The organism is Streptomyces sp. Je 1-332, assembly GCF_040730185.1.
In the GTDB taxonomy this organism is placed as follows: Bacteria; Actinomycetota; Actinomycetes; order Streptomycetales; family Streptomycetaceae; genus Streptomyces.
Map to the genome: position 1 here is coordinate 4,104,589 of NZ_CP160402.1, position 16,792 is coordinate 4,121,380.

16 protein-coding genes are annotated in these 16,792 nt (G+C 67.8%); 7 read left to right on the top strand and 9 right to left on the bottom strand.

Going from position 1 to position 16,792, the window contains the following annotated elements; genetic code table 11:
* Nucleotides 1–33 precede the first annotated feature (33 nt).
* Nucleotides 34–366, top strand: a complete 333-nt coding sequence (trxA, locus tag ABXJ52_RS18540; RefSeq protein ID WP_363210328.1) for a thioredoxin — start codon at nucleotides 34–36, stop codon at nucleotides 364–366.
* Nucleotides 367–470: 104 nt separating this feature from the next.
* On the opposite strand, the gene ABXJ52_RS18545 is transcribed toward trxA, so the two are convergent.
* The 9 genes from ABXJ52_RS18545 to rpmH all read right to left on the bottom strand — a co-directional run bounded on the left by ABXJ52_RS18545 (nucleotide 471) and on the right by rpmH (nucleotide 7,411).
* On the bottom strand, nucleotides 471–1,088 hold the full coding sequence (locus ABXJ52_RS18545; protein WP_367043706.1) for a GNAT family N-acetyltransferase: 618 nt from the start codon (nucleotides 1,086–1,088) through the stop codon (nucleotides 471–473).
* Nucleotides 1,089–1,395: 307 nt separating this feature from the next.
* A complete protein-coding gene (locus ABXJ52_RS18550; RefSeq protein ID WP_367043707.1) occupies nucleotides 1,396–2,529 on the bottom strand; it encodes a ParB/RepB/Spo0J family partition protein in 1,134 nt (377 codons plus the stop codon).
* Nucleotides 2,526–3,602 (bottom strand): ParA family protein, encoded by a 1,077-nt coding sequence (locus ABXJ52_RS18555; protein ID WP_367043708.1) that lies wholly within the window; start codon nucleotides 3,600–3,602, stop codon nucleotides 2,526–2,528. Before ABXJ52_RS18555 ends, ABXJ52_RS18550 begins: the two co-directional genes overlap by 4 nt.
* Nucleotides 3,603–3,864: 262 nt before the next feature.
* Nucleotides 3,865–4,581, bottom strand: coding sequence for a 16S rRNA (guanine(527)-N(7))-methyltransferase RsmG (rsmG, locus tag ABXJ52_RS18560; RefSeq protein WP_367043709.1), 717 nt, complete (start codon nucleotides 4,579–4,581; stop codon nucleotides 3,865–3,867).
* Between the two features lie 99 nt (nucleotides 4,582–4,680).
* Nucleotides 4,681–5,208: a R3H domain-containing nucleic acid-binding protein gene (locus tag ABXJ52_RS18565; RefSeq protein WP_367043710.1), complete on the bottom strand. Its 528-nt coding sequence runs from the start codon at nucleotides 5,206–5,208 to the stop codon at nucleotides 4,681–4,683.
* A 14-nt stretch (nucleotides 5,209–5,222) separates the two neighbouring features.
* Nucleotides 5,223–6,521 carry a membrane protein insertase YidC gene (gene yidC / locus ABXJ52_RS18570; protein ID WP_367043711.1) on the bottom strand — a complete coding sequence of 433 codons (1,299 nt, stop codon included), beginning with the start codon at nucleotides 6,519–6,521 and terminating at the stop codon, nucleotides 5,223–5,225.
* Between the two features lie 3 nt (nucleotides 6,522–6,524).
* Nucleotides 6,525–6,884, bottom strand: a complete 360-nt coding sequence (gene yidD, locus ABXJ52_RS18575; protein WP_367043712.1) for a membrane protein insertion efficiency factor YidD — start codon at nucleotides 6,882–6,884, stop codon at nucleotides 6,525–6,527.
* Nucleotides 6,881–7,252 (bottom strand): ribonuclease P protein component, encoded by a 372-nt coding sequence (gene rnpA / locus ABXJ52_RS18580; RefSeq protein ID WP_361193810.1) that lies wholly within the window; start codon nucleotides 7,250–7,252, stop codon nucleotides 6,881–6,883. Before rnpA ends, yidD begins: the two co-directional genes overlap by 4 nt.
* 21 nt (nucleotides 7,253–7,273) lie before the next feature.
* Complete coding sequence (gene rpmH, locus ABXJ52_RS18585) at nucleotides 7,274–7,411, bottom strand: 50S ribosomal protein L34 (RefSeq protein WP_006381191.1); 138 nt, start codon at nucleotides 7,409–7,411, stop codon at nucleotides 7,274–7,276.
* 367 nt (nucleotides 7,412–7,778) lie between these two features.
* Between rpmH and dnaA the strand changes: the two genes are divergently transcribed.
* From dnaA to gyrB, 6 genes are all read left to right on the top strand, one after another.
* Nucleotides 7,779–9,704, top strand: a complete 1,926-nt coding sequence (dnaA, locus tag ABXJ52_RS18590; RefSeq protein WP_367043713.1) for a chromosomal replication initiator protein DnaA — start codon at nucleotides 7,779–7,781, stop codon at nucleotides 9,702–9,704.
* A gap of 817 nt (nucleotides 9,705–10,521) precedes the next feature.
* A complete protein-coding gene (gene dnaN / locus ABXJ52_RS18595; RefSeq protein WP_367043714.1) occupies nucleotides 10,522–11,652 on the top strand; it encodes a DNA polymerase III subunit beta in 1,131 nt (376 codons plus the stop codon).
* A gap of 89 nt (nucleotides 11,653–11,741) precedes the next feature.
* Nucleotides 11,742–12,626 (top strand): phosphogluconate dehydrogenase (NAD(+)-dependent, decarboxylating), encoded by an 885-nt coding sequence (gene gnd / locus ABXJ52_RS18600; protein ID WP_367043715.1) that lies wholly within the window; start codon nucleotides 11,742–11,744, stop codon nucleotides 12,624–12,626.
* 82 nt (nucleotides 12,627–12,708) lie between these two features.
* Nucleotides 12,709–13,830 carry a DNA replication/repair protein RecF gene (recF, locus tag ABXJ52_RS18605; RefSeq protein ID WP_367043716.1) on the top strand — a complete coding sequence of 374 codons (1,122 nt, stop codon included), beginning with the start codon at nucleotides 12,709–12,711 and terminating at the stop codon, nucleotides 13,828–13,830.
* A 49-nt stretch (nucleotides 13,831–13,879) separates the two neighbouring features.
* The gene (locus ABXJ52_RS18610; protein ID WP_367049120.1) at nucleotides 13,880–14,416 is read left to right on the top strand and encodes a DciA family protein; all 537 of its coding nucleotides are present in this window, start codon (nucleotides 13,880–13,882) and stop codon (nucleotides 14,414–14,416) included.
* Between the two features lie 265 nt (nucleotides 14,417–14,681).
* A complete protein-coding gene (gyrB, locus tag ABXJ52_RS18615; RefSeq protein ID WP_367043717.1) occupies nucleotides 14,682–16,754 on the top strand; it encodes a DNA topoisomerase (ATP-hydrolyzing) subunit B in 2,073 nt (690 codons plus the stop codon).
* Nucleotides 16,755–16,792: the final 38 nt, after the last annotated feature.

Here is a 16,792-nt window from a genome sequence, read left to right on the forward strand (position 1 = left end):
TCCCCACCGCACCACCGAGTTAAGGAGCCCGCCGTGGCCGGCACTCTGAAGAACGTGACCGATGCCTCCTTCGAGGAAGACGTCCTGAAGAACGACAAGCCCGTCCTGGTGGACTTCTGGGCCGCCTGGTGCGGACCGTGCCGCCAGATCGCGCCGTCCCTCGAGGCGATCGCGGCCGAGCACGGCGACAAGATCGAGATCGTCAAGCTCAACATCGACGAGAACCCGGGCATCGCGGCCAGGTACGGCGTCATGTCCATCCCGACCCTGAACGTCTACCAGGGCGGCGAGGTGGCCAAGACGATCGTCGGCGCCAAGCCGAAGGCTGCTCTGGAGCGCGACCTCGCGGACTTCATCGCCGAGTAACGAGCGGCGCCGCAACAGGCGACGCGTTGTTTCACGTGAAACACGAATGGGCCGGCCCTCCGGGGCCGGCCCATTCGCATGCCTAGGACGTAGACCATGGCGGGTCACAGAGGCCGGAGCACAGGTTCCTTCTGGACGGCCCCGAGCAGTCGGTCGAGCGCCAACTCGACGTCCTCCTTCCAGGAGAGCGTCGTTCGCAGCTCAAGCCTCAACCGCGGATACGAGGGGTGCGGACGGACCGTCTTGAAGCCCACCGCCAGCAGATGATCGGCGGGCAGTACGCAGGCGGGCTTCTCCCATCGGGCATCCCCAAAGGCTTCGATCGCCTTGAACCCGCGGCGCAGTAGATCCTTGGCGACCGTCTGGACGATGACCCGGCCAAGCCCCTGGCCCTGATAGCCGGGCATGATCCACGCAGTCATCAGCTGGACGGCGTCGGGGGACACCGGGCTCGTCGGAAAGGCGGTGGCCCGAGGCACATACGCCGGCGGCGCGTACAGCACGAAGCCCACCGGCACATCATCGACGTAGACGACCCGACCGCAGGAGCCCCACTCCAACAGGACGGCGGAGATCCACGCCTCCTTCTCGAGATCGGGCGTACCGGCCTTTACCGCGGCCTGGCCACTGACCGGGTCCAGCTCCCAGAAGACACACGTCCGGCAGCGCTGGGGAAGGTCCGGAAGGTTGTCCAGCGTGAGCGGTACGAGCCGACGCCCCATGAAGGCTGTTCCTCACTTCCTTCGCCCGCCGCATCACGGGCGGCAGTCAGAGCGCTCCGTTCCTTCAGCAAGCTGCCGACGAATCCGCCGACGGCTCCCAGCCCAAGGCCCGCAGTCATCAGTCCGGTGCGGCTCACCGATCGCATGGCCCTCCCCTCCCCAATGAGGCGCCGTCAGCTGGATGTGCCATACCCGTACGCATCGTATCCACGATGCGATTGCACCGATACCGTAAGAAAGCAAAGAGCGGGCCGTGTTCCGGTACACACCGGACACGGCCCGCTCTCTGCGGACTGGGTGATGAGGCTCAGGCCACTTCGCCCTCGGACGTGTCGTCCTCCGCGGAGCCCGTCGCAGGGTCCGTCGCGGAATCCTCGGCGAGGCCGTTCTTCAGGACCGGCCCCTCACCCGGAGCGAGCGTCGCGAGGATGCGCTCCAGGTCCTCCAGCGAGGCGAAGTCGACGACGATCTTGCCCTTCTTCTGCCCCAGGTCCACCCGCACCCGGGTCTCGAACCGGTCGGAGAGACGAGTGGCAAGGCTGGTCAGTGACGGCGACACCCGAGCACCCGCCCGCGGCCCCTTGGCCCGCGGAGCGCTCTGCGGCCGCGAACCCATCAGGGTCACGATCTCCTCGACGGCCCGCACCGAGAGCCCCTCGGCCACGATCCTGTGCGCGAGGCGATCCTGCTCCTCCGAGTCCTCCACGGACAGCAGTGCGCGAGCGTGGCCCGCGGAGAGCACACCGGCAGCGACCCTGCGCTGAACCGCCGGCGACAGCTTCAGCAGCCGCAGCGTGTTCGAGACCTGCGGACGGGACCGCCCGATGCGGTCCGCCAGCTGGTCGTGCGTGCAGTTGAAGTCCTTGAGCAACTGGTCGTAGGCGGCCGCCTCTTCCAGGGGGTTCAGCTGCGCACGGTGCAGGTTCTCCAGGAGCGCGTCCAGGAGGAGCTTCTCGTCGTCCGTCGCGCGGACGATGGACGGGATGCGCTCGAGTCCTGCCTCACGGCAGGCCCGCCAGCGCCGCTCGCCCATGATGAGCTCGTAGCGCGAGGCCCCTACCTGCCGTACGACGACAGGCTGAAGAAGCCCGACCTCCTTGATGGAGGTCACCAGCTCGGCGAGGGCATCCTCGTCGAAGACCTCACGCGGCTGCCTCGGGTTGGGCGTGATGAAGTCGAGAGGCAGCTCGGCGAAATGTGCACCGACCGGGTTCTCCTCGGCCTCCACCGCTCCACTCAGCGGCTCCGTTTCATGTGAAACGGGGCTCTGCGGGAGCGCCGCCACCTTCGCGGCCGCCACTCCCCGCTCGGCGGTGAGTACCGGTACAGCGCTGGGTGAAGCCGTAGCTCCCCCCATGGCCTGGGCGGCCGACTTCTCCGTCGGGGCCGCAGGGATCAGGGCGCCGAGGCCACGACCCAGCCCTCTCCGTCGCTCGCTCACTGCATCCCCTCCGTCGTGCTGTGCTGATCATTCTGAGCGCCCGCGTGGGCGTGCTGTACGTCGTAGCGAATGCCGACGCCGCGGAGTGCGATCTCCCGCGCCGCCTCGAAGTACGAGAGGGCACCGCTCGACCCCGGATCGTAGGTCAGTACGGTCTGCCCATAGCTCGGCGCCTCGGAGATACGGACCGAGCGCGGAATGCTCGTCCGCAGGACCTCTTCGCCGAAGTGGCTGCGTACCTCGTCCGCCACCTGTGAGGCGAGCCGGGTCCGGCCGTCGTACATGGTGAGCAGGATGGTCGAGACATGCAGGTGAGGGTTGAGGTGCCCCCGCACCAGGTCGACGTTGCGCAGGAGCTGACCGAGGCCCTCCAGTGCGTAGTACTCGCACTGGATGGGGATCAGTACCTCCGCGCCGGCAACCAGAGCGTTGACCGTCAGCAGGCCGAGTGACGGCGGGCAGTCGATGAGGATGTAATCCAGCGGCTGCTCGTACGCCTGGATCGCCCGTTGCAGACGGCTCTCCCGTGCCACCAGCGACACCAGCTCGATCTCCGCACCGGCGAGATCGATGGTGGCCGGGGCGCAGAAGAGACCCTCGACATCGGGGACCGGCTGTACGACTTCGGAGAGTGGCTTGCTCTCCACCAACACGTCGTAGATGGACGGGACTTCGGCGTGGTGGTCGATACCCAGAGCCGTGGAGGCGTTGCCCTGTGGGTCGAGGTCGACAACCAGGACGCGCGCGCCGTGCAGAGCGAGCGAAGCGGCAAGGTTGACGGTTGTCGTCGTCTTGCCCACTCCGCCCTTCTGGTTGGCGACCACCATGACTCGGGTCTGCTCGGGTCGTGGCAGGCCCTCGCCTGCACGGCCCAGGGCTTCCACCGCCAGTTGGGCAGCACGACCGATAGGGGTGTCGTCCATCGGGGGCGGTGTTTCACGTGAAACATCCTCCCCCGCCGACTCGGTACGGGGACCGGGGACCGGATCGGTCATCGGTCCCGCGATGTTGGCGTCGGACCGCAAGGATTCACTCTCCTCGACTTCAGGCTCGCAATGAACAGAGCCTCCCATGCTTTGAGGGTCGTGAACCAGCGAGGCCCGGTCTTCTGTGGACGAATCCACCTCTGTGGACAACTCCGTTCCCTTATCGAGGGAACCGAGTGGCCGACGCTCGCGAGGTTCCGCAGCGCGGCCGCGACTGATGATGCCATGCAGCAGTGAGCGACGTTTCACGTGAAACACGATGCACGGCAGCCGGGGTGCCGCTTGCGCGACACCCCGGTATGCGTACGTTTGGCAGCTTTTGTGGAGTACGGCTCGTCGTCAGGACGGATCAACGACGACGCCGAGTCCGTCCCGTGCGTGCGGCCTTCGCGCGCTTCGCCGCGAAGCGCACACCGCCGGGGCTCTCCCCGACCTCGACCCGCACGACCGTGGACAGCGGGTCCACCACGCCCTCACCGACATGCAGCACCGACGTGGTCACCGCACCGAGCTTGCTCAGCGCTGACCCCGCGGCCTTGACCTCTTCCTCCGCCGTGTCGCCCTTGAGCAACAGCATCTCCCCGTAAGGGCGCAGGAGCGGCACGCCCCAGGCCGCGAGGCGGTCCAGCGGCGCCACCGCTCGCGCGGTCACCACATGGACGGGAGGCAGCTTGCCAAGGACCTCCTCGGCGCGCCCCCGCACGACGGTCACATGGTCGAGACCGAGCAGCTCGACGACCTCGGTGAGGAAGGTGGTCCGCCGCAGCAGCGGCTCGAGCAGCGTGATCTTCAGGTCCGGGCGGACGAGAGCCAGCGGAATGCCCGGCAGGCCCGCACCCGAGCCGACATCGCAGACCATCACGTTCTCGGGCACGACCTCGGAGAGAACCGCGCAGTTCAGCAGATGCCGCTCCCACAGCCGAGGCACTTCGCGAGGGCCGATCAGGCCACGCTGCACTCCCGCGTCGGCCAGCAACTCCGCGTACCGGACCGCGTCCGAGAAGCGCTCACCGAATACCGCCCGGGCCTGCTCGGGCGCCGAGGGGAGCTCCGCTGCCTCCGTCACGGGGACCGTCCTTCCGTACCGCACTGGGGTGGCTGACTATCAGGCTGACAAAGACCGGCCCCGCCTGCGAACAGACGGGGCCGGGGAAACAACGTGCGATCAGGCGGGAAGCACGACGACGAAGCGCTGCGGCTCCTCGCCCTCGGACTCGCTGCGCAGACCGGCGGTCTTGACCGCATCATGCACGACCTTGCGCTCGAAGGGCGTCATCGGCTTGAGGTTGACCGGCTCACCGGAGCTCTTCACCTCGGCCGCGGCCTTGGCGCCCAGCTCGGAGAGCTCCTCGCGCTTCTTGGCGCGGTAGCCCGCGATGTCCAGCATCAGGCGGCTGCGGTCACCGGTCTCGCGGTGCACCGCGAGGCGCGTCAGCTCCTGGAGCGCCTCCAGGACCTCACCGTCACGGCCGACGAGCTTCTGCAGATCGCGGCTGTTGGAGTCACTGATGATCGAGACAGCGGCGCGGTCGGCCTCGACGTCCATGTCGATGTCGCCGTCGAGATCGGCGATGTCCAGCAGACCCTCGAGGTAGTCCGCCGCGATCTCACCCTCCTGCTCAAGACGGGTGAGAGTGTCGCCGGCCTCGACCTCGGTCTCGACCTCGGCGGGGGCGGTGGTGCCTTCCGTCACGGGATGGACTCCTTCTACTTCTTGGTCGGGTGCTTGGGGCGCTGCTGGCCCTTGCGCTGCCCGGACTTGGCTTGGCTGCGTGCGTTCCCTGAACCGGTCTTGCCGCCCGCGGCCTTGCCCTTGGGAGCGGCGTCCTCAGGCTCGTCCGGAGTCTTCTCCAGCGACGTCTTCGCATCCGAAGGCGTTTCCGCGTCGCTCTCCGCCTTGCCGTGTGCGGCGGCGGACTGGCGCTGCGACTTGCTCTGCCGCTTGGGCTGCTGCCGCTTCGGGGCACCGCCGCCCGCGGCTGTGGCGCCGCCCTCGGTGTCCGTGGCGACAGCGGAGTCGCTCTGCGCGACGGTGCCGTCGGCCTGGGCCACCAGGCCTTCCTTGCTCAGACCGTTGATGAACTTGCGCTCGAACTCGTTGCGGTCGCGGCCCTTGGCGACGATCGCCTTGATGACGTTCGTGTTGCCACGCCCCCGCACCTTCCTGGAGTGCGTGAGCTGCTTCTGCAGGCGCTCCAGGAACGCGGCCTGAGCCTTGGAGCCGGGGGTCGGGTTCCGGCGGATCACGAACATCTGCTGGCCCATGGTCCACACGTTGGTGGTCAGCCAGTAGACGAGGACACCGACGGGGAAGTTGATGCCGAACACGGCGAACATGACCGGGAAGACGTACATCAGCATCTTCTGCTGCTGCATGAACGGCGTCTTGACCGTCGTGTCCACGTTCTTCGTCATCAGCTGGCGCTGCGTGTAGAACTGCGAGAACGACATCAGGACGATCATGATCGCGGTCACGACGCGGACGTCGGTCAGCGAGGCGTGGAGCGCCGCGACCTTTTCCTCGCTGTCCATGAACTTCGCGGCCAGCGGGGCGCCGAAGATGTGCGCCTTCTGCGCGCTCTCCAGGAGCGGCTTGTCGATGACGCCGATGGTGTCGTTCGACGCGATGCCGGAGAGCACGTGGTACAGGGCGAAGAAGAACGGCGACTGCGCCAGGATGGGAAGGCACGAGGAGAGCGGGTTCGTACCCGACTCCTTGTACAGCTTCATCATCTCTTCGGACTGGCGCTGCTTGTCGCTCTTGTAGCGCTCCTGGATCTTCTTCATCTCGGGCTGCAGCGTCTGCATCGCCCGGGTCGCCTTGATCTGCTTCACGAAGAGCGGGATCAGGCAGATACGGATCAGGACAACCAGGGACACGATGGACAAGCCCCAGGCCCAGCCCGTGTCAGGACCGAAAATGGCCCCGTACAGCGAGTGGAACTGGACGATGACCCAGGAAACGGGTGTCGTGATGAAGCTGAACAGACTGGCAATCGTGTCCACTAATCAGGCTCCTTGAGCATGGGACGGGGTCTCGGCGGCCGGGCCAGGGGTATCCGGGGAGGCATCCCCGGAGGGCACGCCAGCGGCGGAGGGCCCGCCCTTGCGTTCACGCCACATGGCGCGCAGCATCTCGTGCCACCGCGGACGCTTGCGCGGCGGGACATGGTCGACGCCACCGAGCGACCACGGATTGCACCGCAGGATGCGCCAGGCAGTGAGCGCCGTTCCCTTGATCGCACCGTGCCGGTCGATGGCCAGGTAGCCGTAGCGGGAGCACGACGGGTAGTACTTGCACACCGGGCCGAGCAATGGACTGATCGTCCACTGGTACAGCTTGATCAGAGCCAGCAGTGGGTACTTCATCGAGCGCCCCCTCCCAGCAGCCGCTGTAGAGCGGCATCCAGGTCTTGGGCCAGCTGTGCATGGGCGGCGTCACCCGCACCGGGCAACGCTCGTACGACTACCAGGCTACCGGGGGGCAGCTGAGCCACCCGGTCACGCATCAGATGGCGAAGCCTGCGCTTCACCTTGTTGCGTACGACTGCTCCGCCAATGGCCTTGCTCACGACGAAACCCGCACGCGTCGGGGAAACGCTCTCCCCAGGCGCGTGCGGGTCCGTTGCACCGCTACGTAGATGGACGACGAGAAGCGGGCGTCCGGCCCGTCGTCCTCGGCGTACCGCGGTCGCGAAGTCTTCGCGCCGCCTCAGCCGATGCTCGGTAGGCAGCACGACGTCATGACCTTAATGCGATTAAGCGGAAAGGCTGGCGCGACCCTTGCCACGACGGTTCGCGAGGATCGCGCGGCCGGCACGGGTGCGCATCCGCAGGCGGAAGCCGTGGGTCTTGGCGCGACGGCGGTTGTTCGGCTGGAAGGTGCGCTTGCTCACTCGGGGGCTCCAGAAATGATTGTGTGGTGGCGGGACATCGCCTGGCTGTCACCGTGCGCCCACGAGAAGCTCGCGAATACGCACCGAGTGCACCGCTTCACAATCACAGATCGTGATCTTTGCCCATCGGAGGCAGGCGGCAGCAGCCATCGACAACTCGACCTGGTCACGGTACGCGGGGCTACGCCATCCGGTCAAACCGACCGCCAGGGGGAGACACTGTGCACAGCCTGTGGACAACAACTTGAACCGCAGCCGTTGCCCTGACTACCGTGGCCAAACTCCGATTCATTCCCTTCTCCCTCCCCATCCCGATTTCCGTCCCAAGAACCACACCTTCGTGGGACCCCGTGAGAGAGCGTGCCTTGTGGCTGACGTACCTGCCGATCTTGCCGCAGTGTGGCCACGAGTTCTGGAGCAGCTGCTGGGTGAGGGGCGGGGGCACGGGGTCGACGCGAAGGACGAGCGCTGGATCAAGCGCTGCCAGCCGCTGGCGCTGGTCGCCGACACCGCACTGCTCGCCGTACCGAACGAGTTCGCCAAGGGCGTGCTCGAGGGACGCCTGGCACCCATCGTCAGCGAATCGCTGAGCCGCGAGTGCGGCCGCCCCATCCGTATCGCCATCACGGTGGACGACTCGGTCGGCGATCCCATGGACCGGCCCGGCCCGTCGGCGCCGCCGTACCAGCAGTCCGGCCAGCAACAGCAGCAGCGCTATGAGGAGCCCGAGCAGCACCCGGGCCCCGGTCAGGGACACGAGTCGTACGACGGTTACGGCCGTCGCACCCCGGACGAGCACGCCCCGGGCCGTGGGCCCGACCAGCTGCCGACCGCCCGCCCCGCCTACCCCGACTACCAGCGCCCCGCGCCCGGCGCCTGGCCGCAGCAGCAGCAGCAACCCCAGCAGCAGGACGACTACGGCTGGCAGCAGCAGCGGCTCGGCTTCCCCGAGCGCGACCCGTACGCGAGCCCCCAGCAGCCCCAGCACGACTACCGGTCGCAGCCGCCGCAGGGCCACTCTCCTTACGACCAGCACCGCCAGGACCGCCAGGACCGGCAAGAGCGCCAGGACCGCCAGGACCAGCAGGACCGCCACGATCGGCACGACCGCCATGACCGGCGCGAGCGTCACGACCAGTCACCGGGCCCCGGCGGCCACGACCCGAGGGGCGGCGGCGGCAACGGCCACGGCGTCCACGGCAGCGGCGCCCCCGGCCCGCTGGCCGCGCAGCCGGCCCCCGCGTCGGCACCCGGCGAGCCCACCGCGCGCCTCAACCCGAAGTACCTCTTCGACACCTTCGTGATCGGCGCCTCGAACCGTTTCGCGCACGCGGCGGCCGTCGCCGTGGCCGAGGCGCCCGCCAAGGCGTACAACCCCCTCTTCATCTACGGAGAGTCCGGGCTCGGCAAAACGCACCTGCTGCACGCCATCGGTCACTACGCCCGCAGCCTCTACCCCGGCACGCGCGTGCGCTACGTGAGCTCCGAGGAGTTCACGAACGAGTTCATCAACTCCATCCGCGACGGCAAGGGCGACACCTTCCGCAAGCGGTACCGCGAGATGGACATCCTGCTCGTCGACGACATCCAGTTCCTCGCGAGCAAGGAGTCGACGCAGGAGGAGTTCTTCCACACCTTCAATACGCTCCACAACGCGAACAAGCAGATCGTGCTCTCCAGCGACCGGCCGCCCAAGCAGCTGGTGACCCTGGAGGACCGGCTGCGCAACCGCTTCGAGTGGGGACTGATCACCGACGTCCAGCCGCCGGAGCTGGAGACGCGTATCGCCATCCTTCGTAAGAAGGCGGTGCAGGAGCAGCTCAACGCCCCGCCGGAGGTCCTGGAGTTCATCGCGTCCCGCATCTCACGCAACATCCGTGAGCTCGAGGGCGCGCTGATCCGGGTCACGGCCTTCGCCTCGCTCAACCGGCAGCCGGTGGACCTGGGTCTGACGGAGATCGTCCTGAAGGACCTGATCCCCGGTGGCGAGGACGCTGCTCCGGAGATCACGGCGACGGCCATCATGGCCGCGACCGCGGACTATTTCGGCCTCACCGTGGACGACCTCTGCGGATCCTCGCGCAGCCGCGTCCTGGTGACGGCCCGCCAGATCGCGATGTATCTCTGCCGGGAGCTGACGGACCTCTCCCTGCCCAAGATCGGCGCGCAGTTCGGCGGCCGCGACCACACGACGGTCATGCACGCGGACCGGAAGATCCGCGCGCTGATGGCTGAGCGGCGCTCGATCTACAACCAGGTCACCGAGCTCACCAACCGCATCAAGAACGGCTGACAGACGCCGGCAGAACACCTCTGAAGGGCGCCCCGGGACAACTTCCGGGGCGCCCTTCGCCGTTGTGCACGCGCGCGTGGAGCCCGTTCGTCCCTCTCCACTGTTCGATTTCCCCAGCTGAGAGGCCTGTTCTCCACAGATGTGCGCACTTTTTCCCCTCCACACCCTGGGGACCGGGAAGTTGTCCAGATGCTGTCCACAGGGGACCCTGCTGAAGGATCATCAAGCCAGGTCAGGTGGTTGTGGATTGGTGGACGACGGCCCTCCACAGGGTGTGGAAGAAAATCTCGTCCACAGGGTGTGCATGAACTTGTCCACCGGCAACCCACAGGCTCGGGCCGGTTGTCCCCAGCTTTCCCCAGCTTCTCCACACGGCTGTCCACTGTTCGGCAACGCAACGCGCCCTGTCACCGTGCCGAGTGAAAGGCGTCACACCAAGGTGGTCGGTTGCCCTGTGCAGAAGGTGGGTAAAGCTGGGGACGGCGCTGGGGAGAAGCACCCCTTCCCTGTGCATCGGGTGTGCAGAACTTTCGCCCGTCCACAGAAACCACCGGTTGTCCACCGCCTCCGCCCACAGGCGCAGTGGATAAAAAACCGGCACTGACCTGCACATACGCGGTTATCCACGGTTTCCACAGGCCCTACTACTACTGCCCCCTAGAGTCACCGGGGAATTGGCTTCGAAGAGGGGCCTGTGCACAACTCGCGCTCCGGAGCTCCGGCACCGCTCGTCACGACTTGACCCCGACGGGCACCCACTGTCAGTGCGGTGCGTCAGACTGGTCCCCAGTGCCAGCAACAGCAGGAGGGCGGCTAAGTGAAGATCCGGGTGGAACGCGACGTACTCGCGGAGGCAGTGGCGTGGGCGGCGCGCAGTCTCCCGGCCCGGCCACCGGCACCTGTCCTCGCGGGCCTGCTGCTGAAGGCCGAGGAAGGCGCACTGAGCCTTTCCAGCTTTGACTACGAGGTCTCGGCACGCGTCTCCGTGGACGCCGAGATCGACGACGAGGGCACGGTCCTCGTCTCCGGCCGGCTGCTCGCCGACATCTGCCGCGCCCTTCCCAACCGCCCGGTGGAGATCTCCACAGACGGTGTGCGGGCCACGGTCGTCTGCGGCTCCTCGCGATTCACACTCCACACACTTCCTGTGGAGGAGTACCCCGCGCTGCCGCAGATGCCCACCGCGACCGGCACGGTCCCCGGTGAGGTCTTCGCCTCCGCCGCCTCCCAGGTGGCCATCGCCGCGGGCCGCGACGACACGCTGCCCGTCCTGACCGGCGTCCGCATCGAGATCGAGGGCGACACCGTCACGCTGGCCTCCACCGACCGCTACCGCTTCGCGGTCCGCGAGTTCCTGTGGAAGCCGGAGAACCCCGAGGCGTCCGCGGTCGCCCTGGTGCCCGCCAAGACGCTCCTGGACACCGCCAAGGCGCTCACGAGCGGCGACACGGTCACTCTGGCGCTGTCCGGCTCCGGTGCCGGTGAGGGTCTGATCGGCTTCGAGGGCGCAGGACGGCGTACGACCACCCGTCTGCTCGAGGGCGACCTGCCGAAGTACAAGACGCTCTTCCCTACCGAGTTCAACTCGATCGCGGTCATCGAGACCGCCCCGTTCGTCGAGGCGGTGAAGCGCGTGGCCCTGGTGGCCGAGCGGAACACCCCGGTGCGGCTCAGCTTCGAGCAGGGTGTGCTGATTCTTGAGGCTGGTTCGAGCGACGACGCACAGGCTGTGGAGAGGGTCGACGCCCAGCTCGAGGGCGACGACGTCTCCATCGCCTTCAACCCGACGTTCCTGCTCGACGGCCTGAGCGCGATCGACTCGCCGGTCGCCCAGCTGTCGTTCACGACGTCGACGAAGCCCGCGCTCCTGAGCGGCAGGCCGGCCCTGGACGCGGAGGCCGACGAGGCCTACAAGTACCTGATCATGCCGGTACGTCTGAGCGGCTGAGCCCACAGGTGTGAGCGGGCGTCCGGGCGTAGGCTCGGACGCGGGTACGAAGGTGCCTCCACGCCACATCGCTACTTAAGGAACCACTGATGGAGCTCGGTCTCGTCGGCCTCGGCAAGATGGGCGGCAACATGCGCGAGCGCATCCGCCGCGCAGGCCACACCGTCATCGGATACGACCGCAACCAGGACGTCGCGGATGTCCACAGCCTCGAAGAGCTTGTGGGCAAACTCAAGGGTCCGCGCGTCGTCTGGGTGATGGTTCCGGCCGGAGCCGCGACCCAGTCCACCGTCGACGAGCTCGCCGAGCTGCTCCAGCCCGGCGACGTCGTCGTGGACGGCGGGAACTCCCGCTGGACGGACGACGAGAAGCACGCCGAGGAGCTGAAGGCCAAGGGCATCGGCTTCGTCGACTGCGGCGTCTCCGGTGGTGTCTGGGGCCTCAAGAACGGCTACGCCCTGATGTACGGCGGCGACGCCGAGGACATCGCGAAGGTCCAGCCGATCTTCGACGCCCTCAAGCCCGAGGGTGACTTCGGCTCCGTGCATGCCGGCAAGGTCGGTGCGGGCCACTTCTCGAAGATGGTCCACAACGGCATCGAGTACGCCATGATGCAGGCCTACGCCGAGGGCTGGGAGCTCCTGGAGAAGGTCGACTCCGTCACGGACGTGCGCGAGGTCTTCCGCTCCTGGCAGGAGGGCACGGTCATCCGTTCCTGGCTGCTCGACCTCGCGGTCAACGCCCTGGACGACGACGAGCACCTGGAGAAGCTGCGCGGCTTCGCGCAGGACTCCGGAGAGGGCCGGTGGACGGTGGAAGCCGCCATCGACAACGCCGTTCCGCTGCCCGCCATCACGGCCTCGCTCTTCGCCCGTTTCGCCTCGCGGCAGGACGACTCCCCGCAGATGAAGATGATCGCGGCGCTGCGCAACCAGTTCGGCGGCCACGCCGTCGAGTCCAAGAGCGAGAACTGATCCACAGCCTGTGGGGAACTCCAGCGGTTTCCCACAGGTCTCTCAGCAAGTGAAGTAAGGCCGGGGGAGGTCGGCGCACACCATGCACGTCACGCATCTGTCGCTGGCCGACTTCCGCTCGTACGCCCGGGTCGAGGTCCCTCTCGATCCGGGCGTCACCGCGTTCGTGGGCCCGAACGGCCAGGGCAAGACGAACCTCGTGGAGGCCGTCGGCTATCTCGCCACGCTCGGCAGCCACCGGGTCTCGTCGGATGCCCCCCTGGTGCGTATGGGCGCCGAGCGCGCCGTCGTCCGGGCCGCGGTCCAACAGGGCGAGCGCCAGCAGCTGGTCGAACTCGAACTCAATCCGGGCAAGGCGAATCGCGCCAGGATCAACAGGTCATCCCAGGTCAGGCCGCGTGACGTGCTCGGGATCGTACGCACGGTGCTGTTCGCCCCCGAGGATCTGGCGTTGATCAAGGGCGACCCGGGCGAGCGGCGGCGCTTCCTCGACGAGCTGATCACGGCGCGCTCCCCGCGCATGGCGGGCGTCCGCTCCGACTACGACCGCGTGCTCAAGCAGCGCAACACCCTCCTGAAGTCCGCGGCCCTCGCGCGGCGGCACGGCGGCCGCACCATGGACCTGTCCACACTCGACGTCTGGGATCAGCACCTGGCGCGCGCGGGCGCCGAACTGCTCACGCAGCGGCTGGACCTGATCGCCGCACTGCAGCCGCTCGCCGACAAGGCGTACGAACAGCTGGCACCCGGCGGCGGCCCCGTCACCCTGGAGTACAAACCGTCGGCGCCGGGCGACGGCCACACGCGCGAGACGCTGTTCGAGCAGCTGATCGCCGCCCTCGAAGAGGCACGCAAGCAGGAGATCGAGCGGGGCGTCACGCTGGTCGGCCCGCACCGCGACGACCTGCTCCTGAAACTGGGCCAGCTCCCCGCCAAGGGGTACGCGAGCCACGGCGAGTCCTGGTCGTACGCCCTGGCGCTGCGCCTCGCCTCGTACGACCTCCTGCGCGCCGAGGGGAACGAACCGGTGCTCGTCCTGGACGACGTGTTCGCGGAGCTCGACGTGCGCCGCAGGGAGCGGCTCGCGGAGCTGGTGGCGCCGGGTGAGCAGGTGCTGGTCACGGCCGCGGTGGACGACGACGTGCCGGGCGTGCTCGCCGGGGCGCGGTTCGCTGTGGCGGACGGCGCGGTGGAGCGCGTATGACCTGCCTGAGCCGGGAGCGCGTATGAGCGCCGAAGAGCCCGCCAAGGACATGCCTCGGGACACCCCCAAGGAGACGCCGAAGACGCCCGAGCCCTCCGGCGTCGACCTCGCCAGGGTCGCCCTGCGTGCCGCCAAGGAACAGGCACGCGCGCGTGGCGACGCCGCGCAGCAGAAGAAGCAGGCCCGCAGGGGCGGCCTTCGCTCCGGCGCGCGCGCCGACGGACGTGACCCCCAGCCGCTCGGCTCCGCCATCAACCGCCTGATCACCGAGCGCGGCTGGGAGACGCCGGCCGCGGTCGGCGGGGTGATGGGCCGCTGGCCGCAGATCGTCGGCGAGGACCTGGCCAACCACTGCGACCCGCAGCGCTACGACGAGAACGAGCGCGTCCTGACCGTCCAGTGCGACTCCACGGCCTGGGCGACGAACCTGCGCCTCCTCGCCCCCCAGCTGGTCGCGCGCCTCAACGAGGACCTCGGCCACGGCACCGTGCGCCTCATCAAAGTCCTCGGTCCCGGCGGTCCCGCGCGCCGCTTCGGACCCTTGCGCGCGCCGGGCAGCACGGGCCCCGGGGACACCTACGGCTGAGGCCGTACCGGGTGGTAGCTCAAGGTTGACACCTCGAAGCGCTGAGTGCCGCTGTGAGCCTCTTAGAGCCCCGGGCCGCATATGGGGAGTCGGATGATGCCGGTTCAGGACGGCACATGCGGACTCAGGTACCGGCAAACCCCCATCACTGTCGGCGCTACCGGTAGACTGGAAGCTAATCCCGCCCCACTTGTGGGTCGCACCGAGCAACGCTGACTATCGCTGAACGACGCAGCCGCTCCGGCCACCGCCGGTTGCTTGGCTTGTGCTGTGCCAGAAAGGGCGCTTCGTGGCCGATTCCGGCAACCCCAACGAGAACATCCCGTCCACCGTCGCTGGCGAGAAAGGCGAGGTCACAGCCTCGTACGACGCCAGCGCGATCACCGTCCTCGAGGGTCTGGACGCGGTCCGCAAGCGACCCGGCATGTACATCGGTTCGACCGGTGAGCGCGGCCTGCACCACCTCGTGCAGGAAGTCGTCGACAACTCCGTGGACGAGGCCCTGGCCGGCCACGCGGACACGATCGACGTCACGATCCTCGCCGACGGCGGCGTGCGCGTGATCGACAACGGCCGTGGCATCCCGGTGGGCATCCACCCCGTCGAGAAGAAGCCGGCCGTCGAGGTCGTGCTCACCGTGCTGCACGCGGGCGGCAAGTTCGGCGGCGGCGGTTACGCCGTCTCCGGTGGTCTGCACGGCGTCGGTGTCTCCGTCGTGAACGCCCTGTCCACCAAGCTCGCCGTCGACATCAAGACCGACGGCTACCGCTGGACTCAGGACTACAAGACGGGCGCCCCGACCGCCCCCCTGGAGCGGCACGAGGCCACCGAGGAGACCGGCACCACGGTCACCTTCTGGGCCGACCCGGACGTCTTCGAGACGACCGTGTACTCCTTCGAGACGCTGGCCCGGCGCTTCCAGGAGATGGCGTTCCTCAACAAGGGACTGACCATCAAGCTCACCGACGAGCGCGAGTCGGCGAAGGCGACGGCGGGTGCGGACTCGGCCGAGGCCACGGACGACGAGACCGCCCCCGAGGCGCGCACGGTGACGTACCACTACGAAGGCGGCATCGTCGACTTCGTGAAGTACCTCAACTCCCGTAAGGGCGAGGTGATCCACCCGACCGTCATCGACGTCGAGGCCGAGGACAAGGAGCGCATGCTCTCGGCCGAGATCGCCATGCAGTGGAACTCGCAGTACACCGAAGGTGTCTACTCCTTCGCGAACACGATCCACACGCACGAGGGTGGTACGCACGAGGAGGGCTTCAGGGCCGCGCTGACGGGCCTGGTCAACCGGTACGCGCGCGAGAAGAAGCTGCTGCGCGAGAAGGACGACAACCTCACGGGCGAGGACATCCGCGAGGGTCTGACGGCGATCATCTCGGTGAAGCTGGGCGAGCCCCAGTTCGAGGGGCAGACCAAGACCAAGCTGGGCAACACCGAGGCGAAGACCTTCGTACAGAAGGTGGTGCACGAGCACCTCACGGACTGGTTCGACCGGAACCCGAACGAGGCCACGGACATCATCCGCAAGGGCATCCAGGCCGCCACGGCCCGCGTCGCCGCCCGCAAGGCGCGCGACCTGACCCGCCGCAAGGGCCTGCTCGAATCGGCCTCGCTGCCCGGAAAGCTCAGCGACTGCCAGTCGAACGACCCGACGAAGTGCGAGATCTTCATCGTCGAGGGTGACTCCGCCGGTGGTTCGGCGAAGTCCGGCCGTGACCCGATGTACCAGGCGATCCTGCCCATCCGAGGCAAGATCCTGAACGTCGAGAAGGCGCGGATCGACAAGATCCTGCACAACCAGGAAGTCCAGGCCCTCATCTCGGCCTTCGGCACGGGCGTGCACGAGGACTTCGACATCGAGAAGCTCCGCTATCACAAGATCATCCTGATGGCGGACGCCGACGTCGACGGTCAGCACATCAACACCCTGCTCCTGACCTTCCTGTTCCGCTTCATGCGGCCGCTCGTCGAGTCCGGCCACGTGTACCTCTCGCGCCCGCCGCTCTACAAGATCAAGTGGACGCGGGACGACTTCCAGTACGCGTACTCGGACCGCGAGCGCGACGCCCTGATCGAGATCGGCCGCCAGGCCGGCAAGCGCGTCAGGGACGACTCGGTCCAGCGATTCAAGGGTCTCGGCGAGATGAACGCCGAGGAGCTGCGCGTGACGACGATGGACCAGGATCACCGCGTTCTCGGCCAGGTCACCCTGGACGACGCGGCACAGGCCGACGACCTCTTCTCGGTGCTGATGGGAGAGGACGTCGAGGCACGGCGCTCGTTCATTCAGCGCAACGCCAAGGACGTCCGCTTCCTCGACATCTGAGTCGGCCCGTACAAGCCGCACCTCGAAAGGACTTTGAC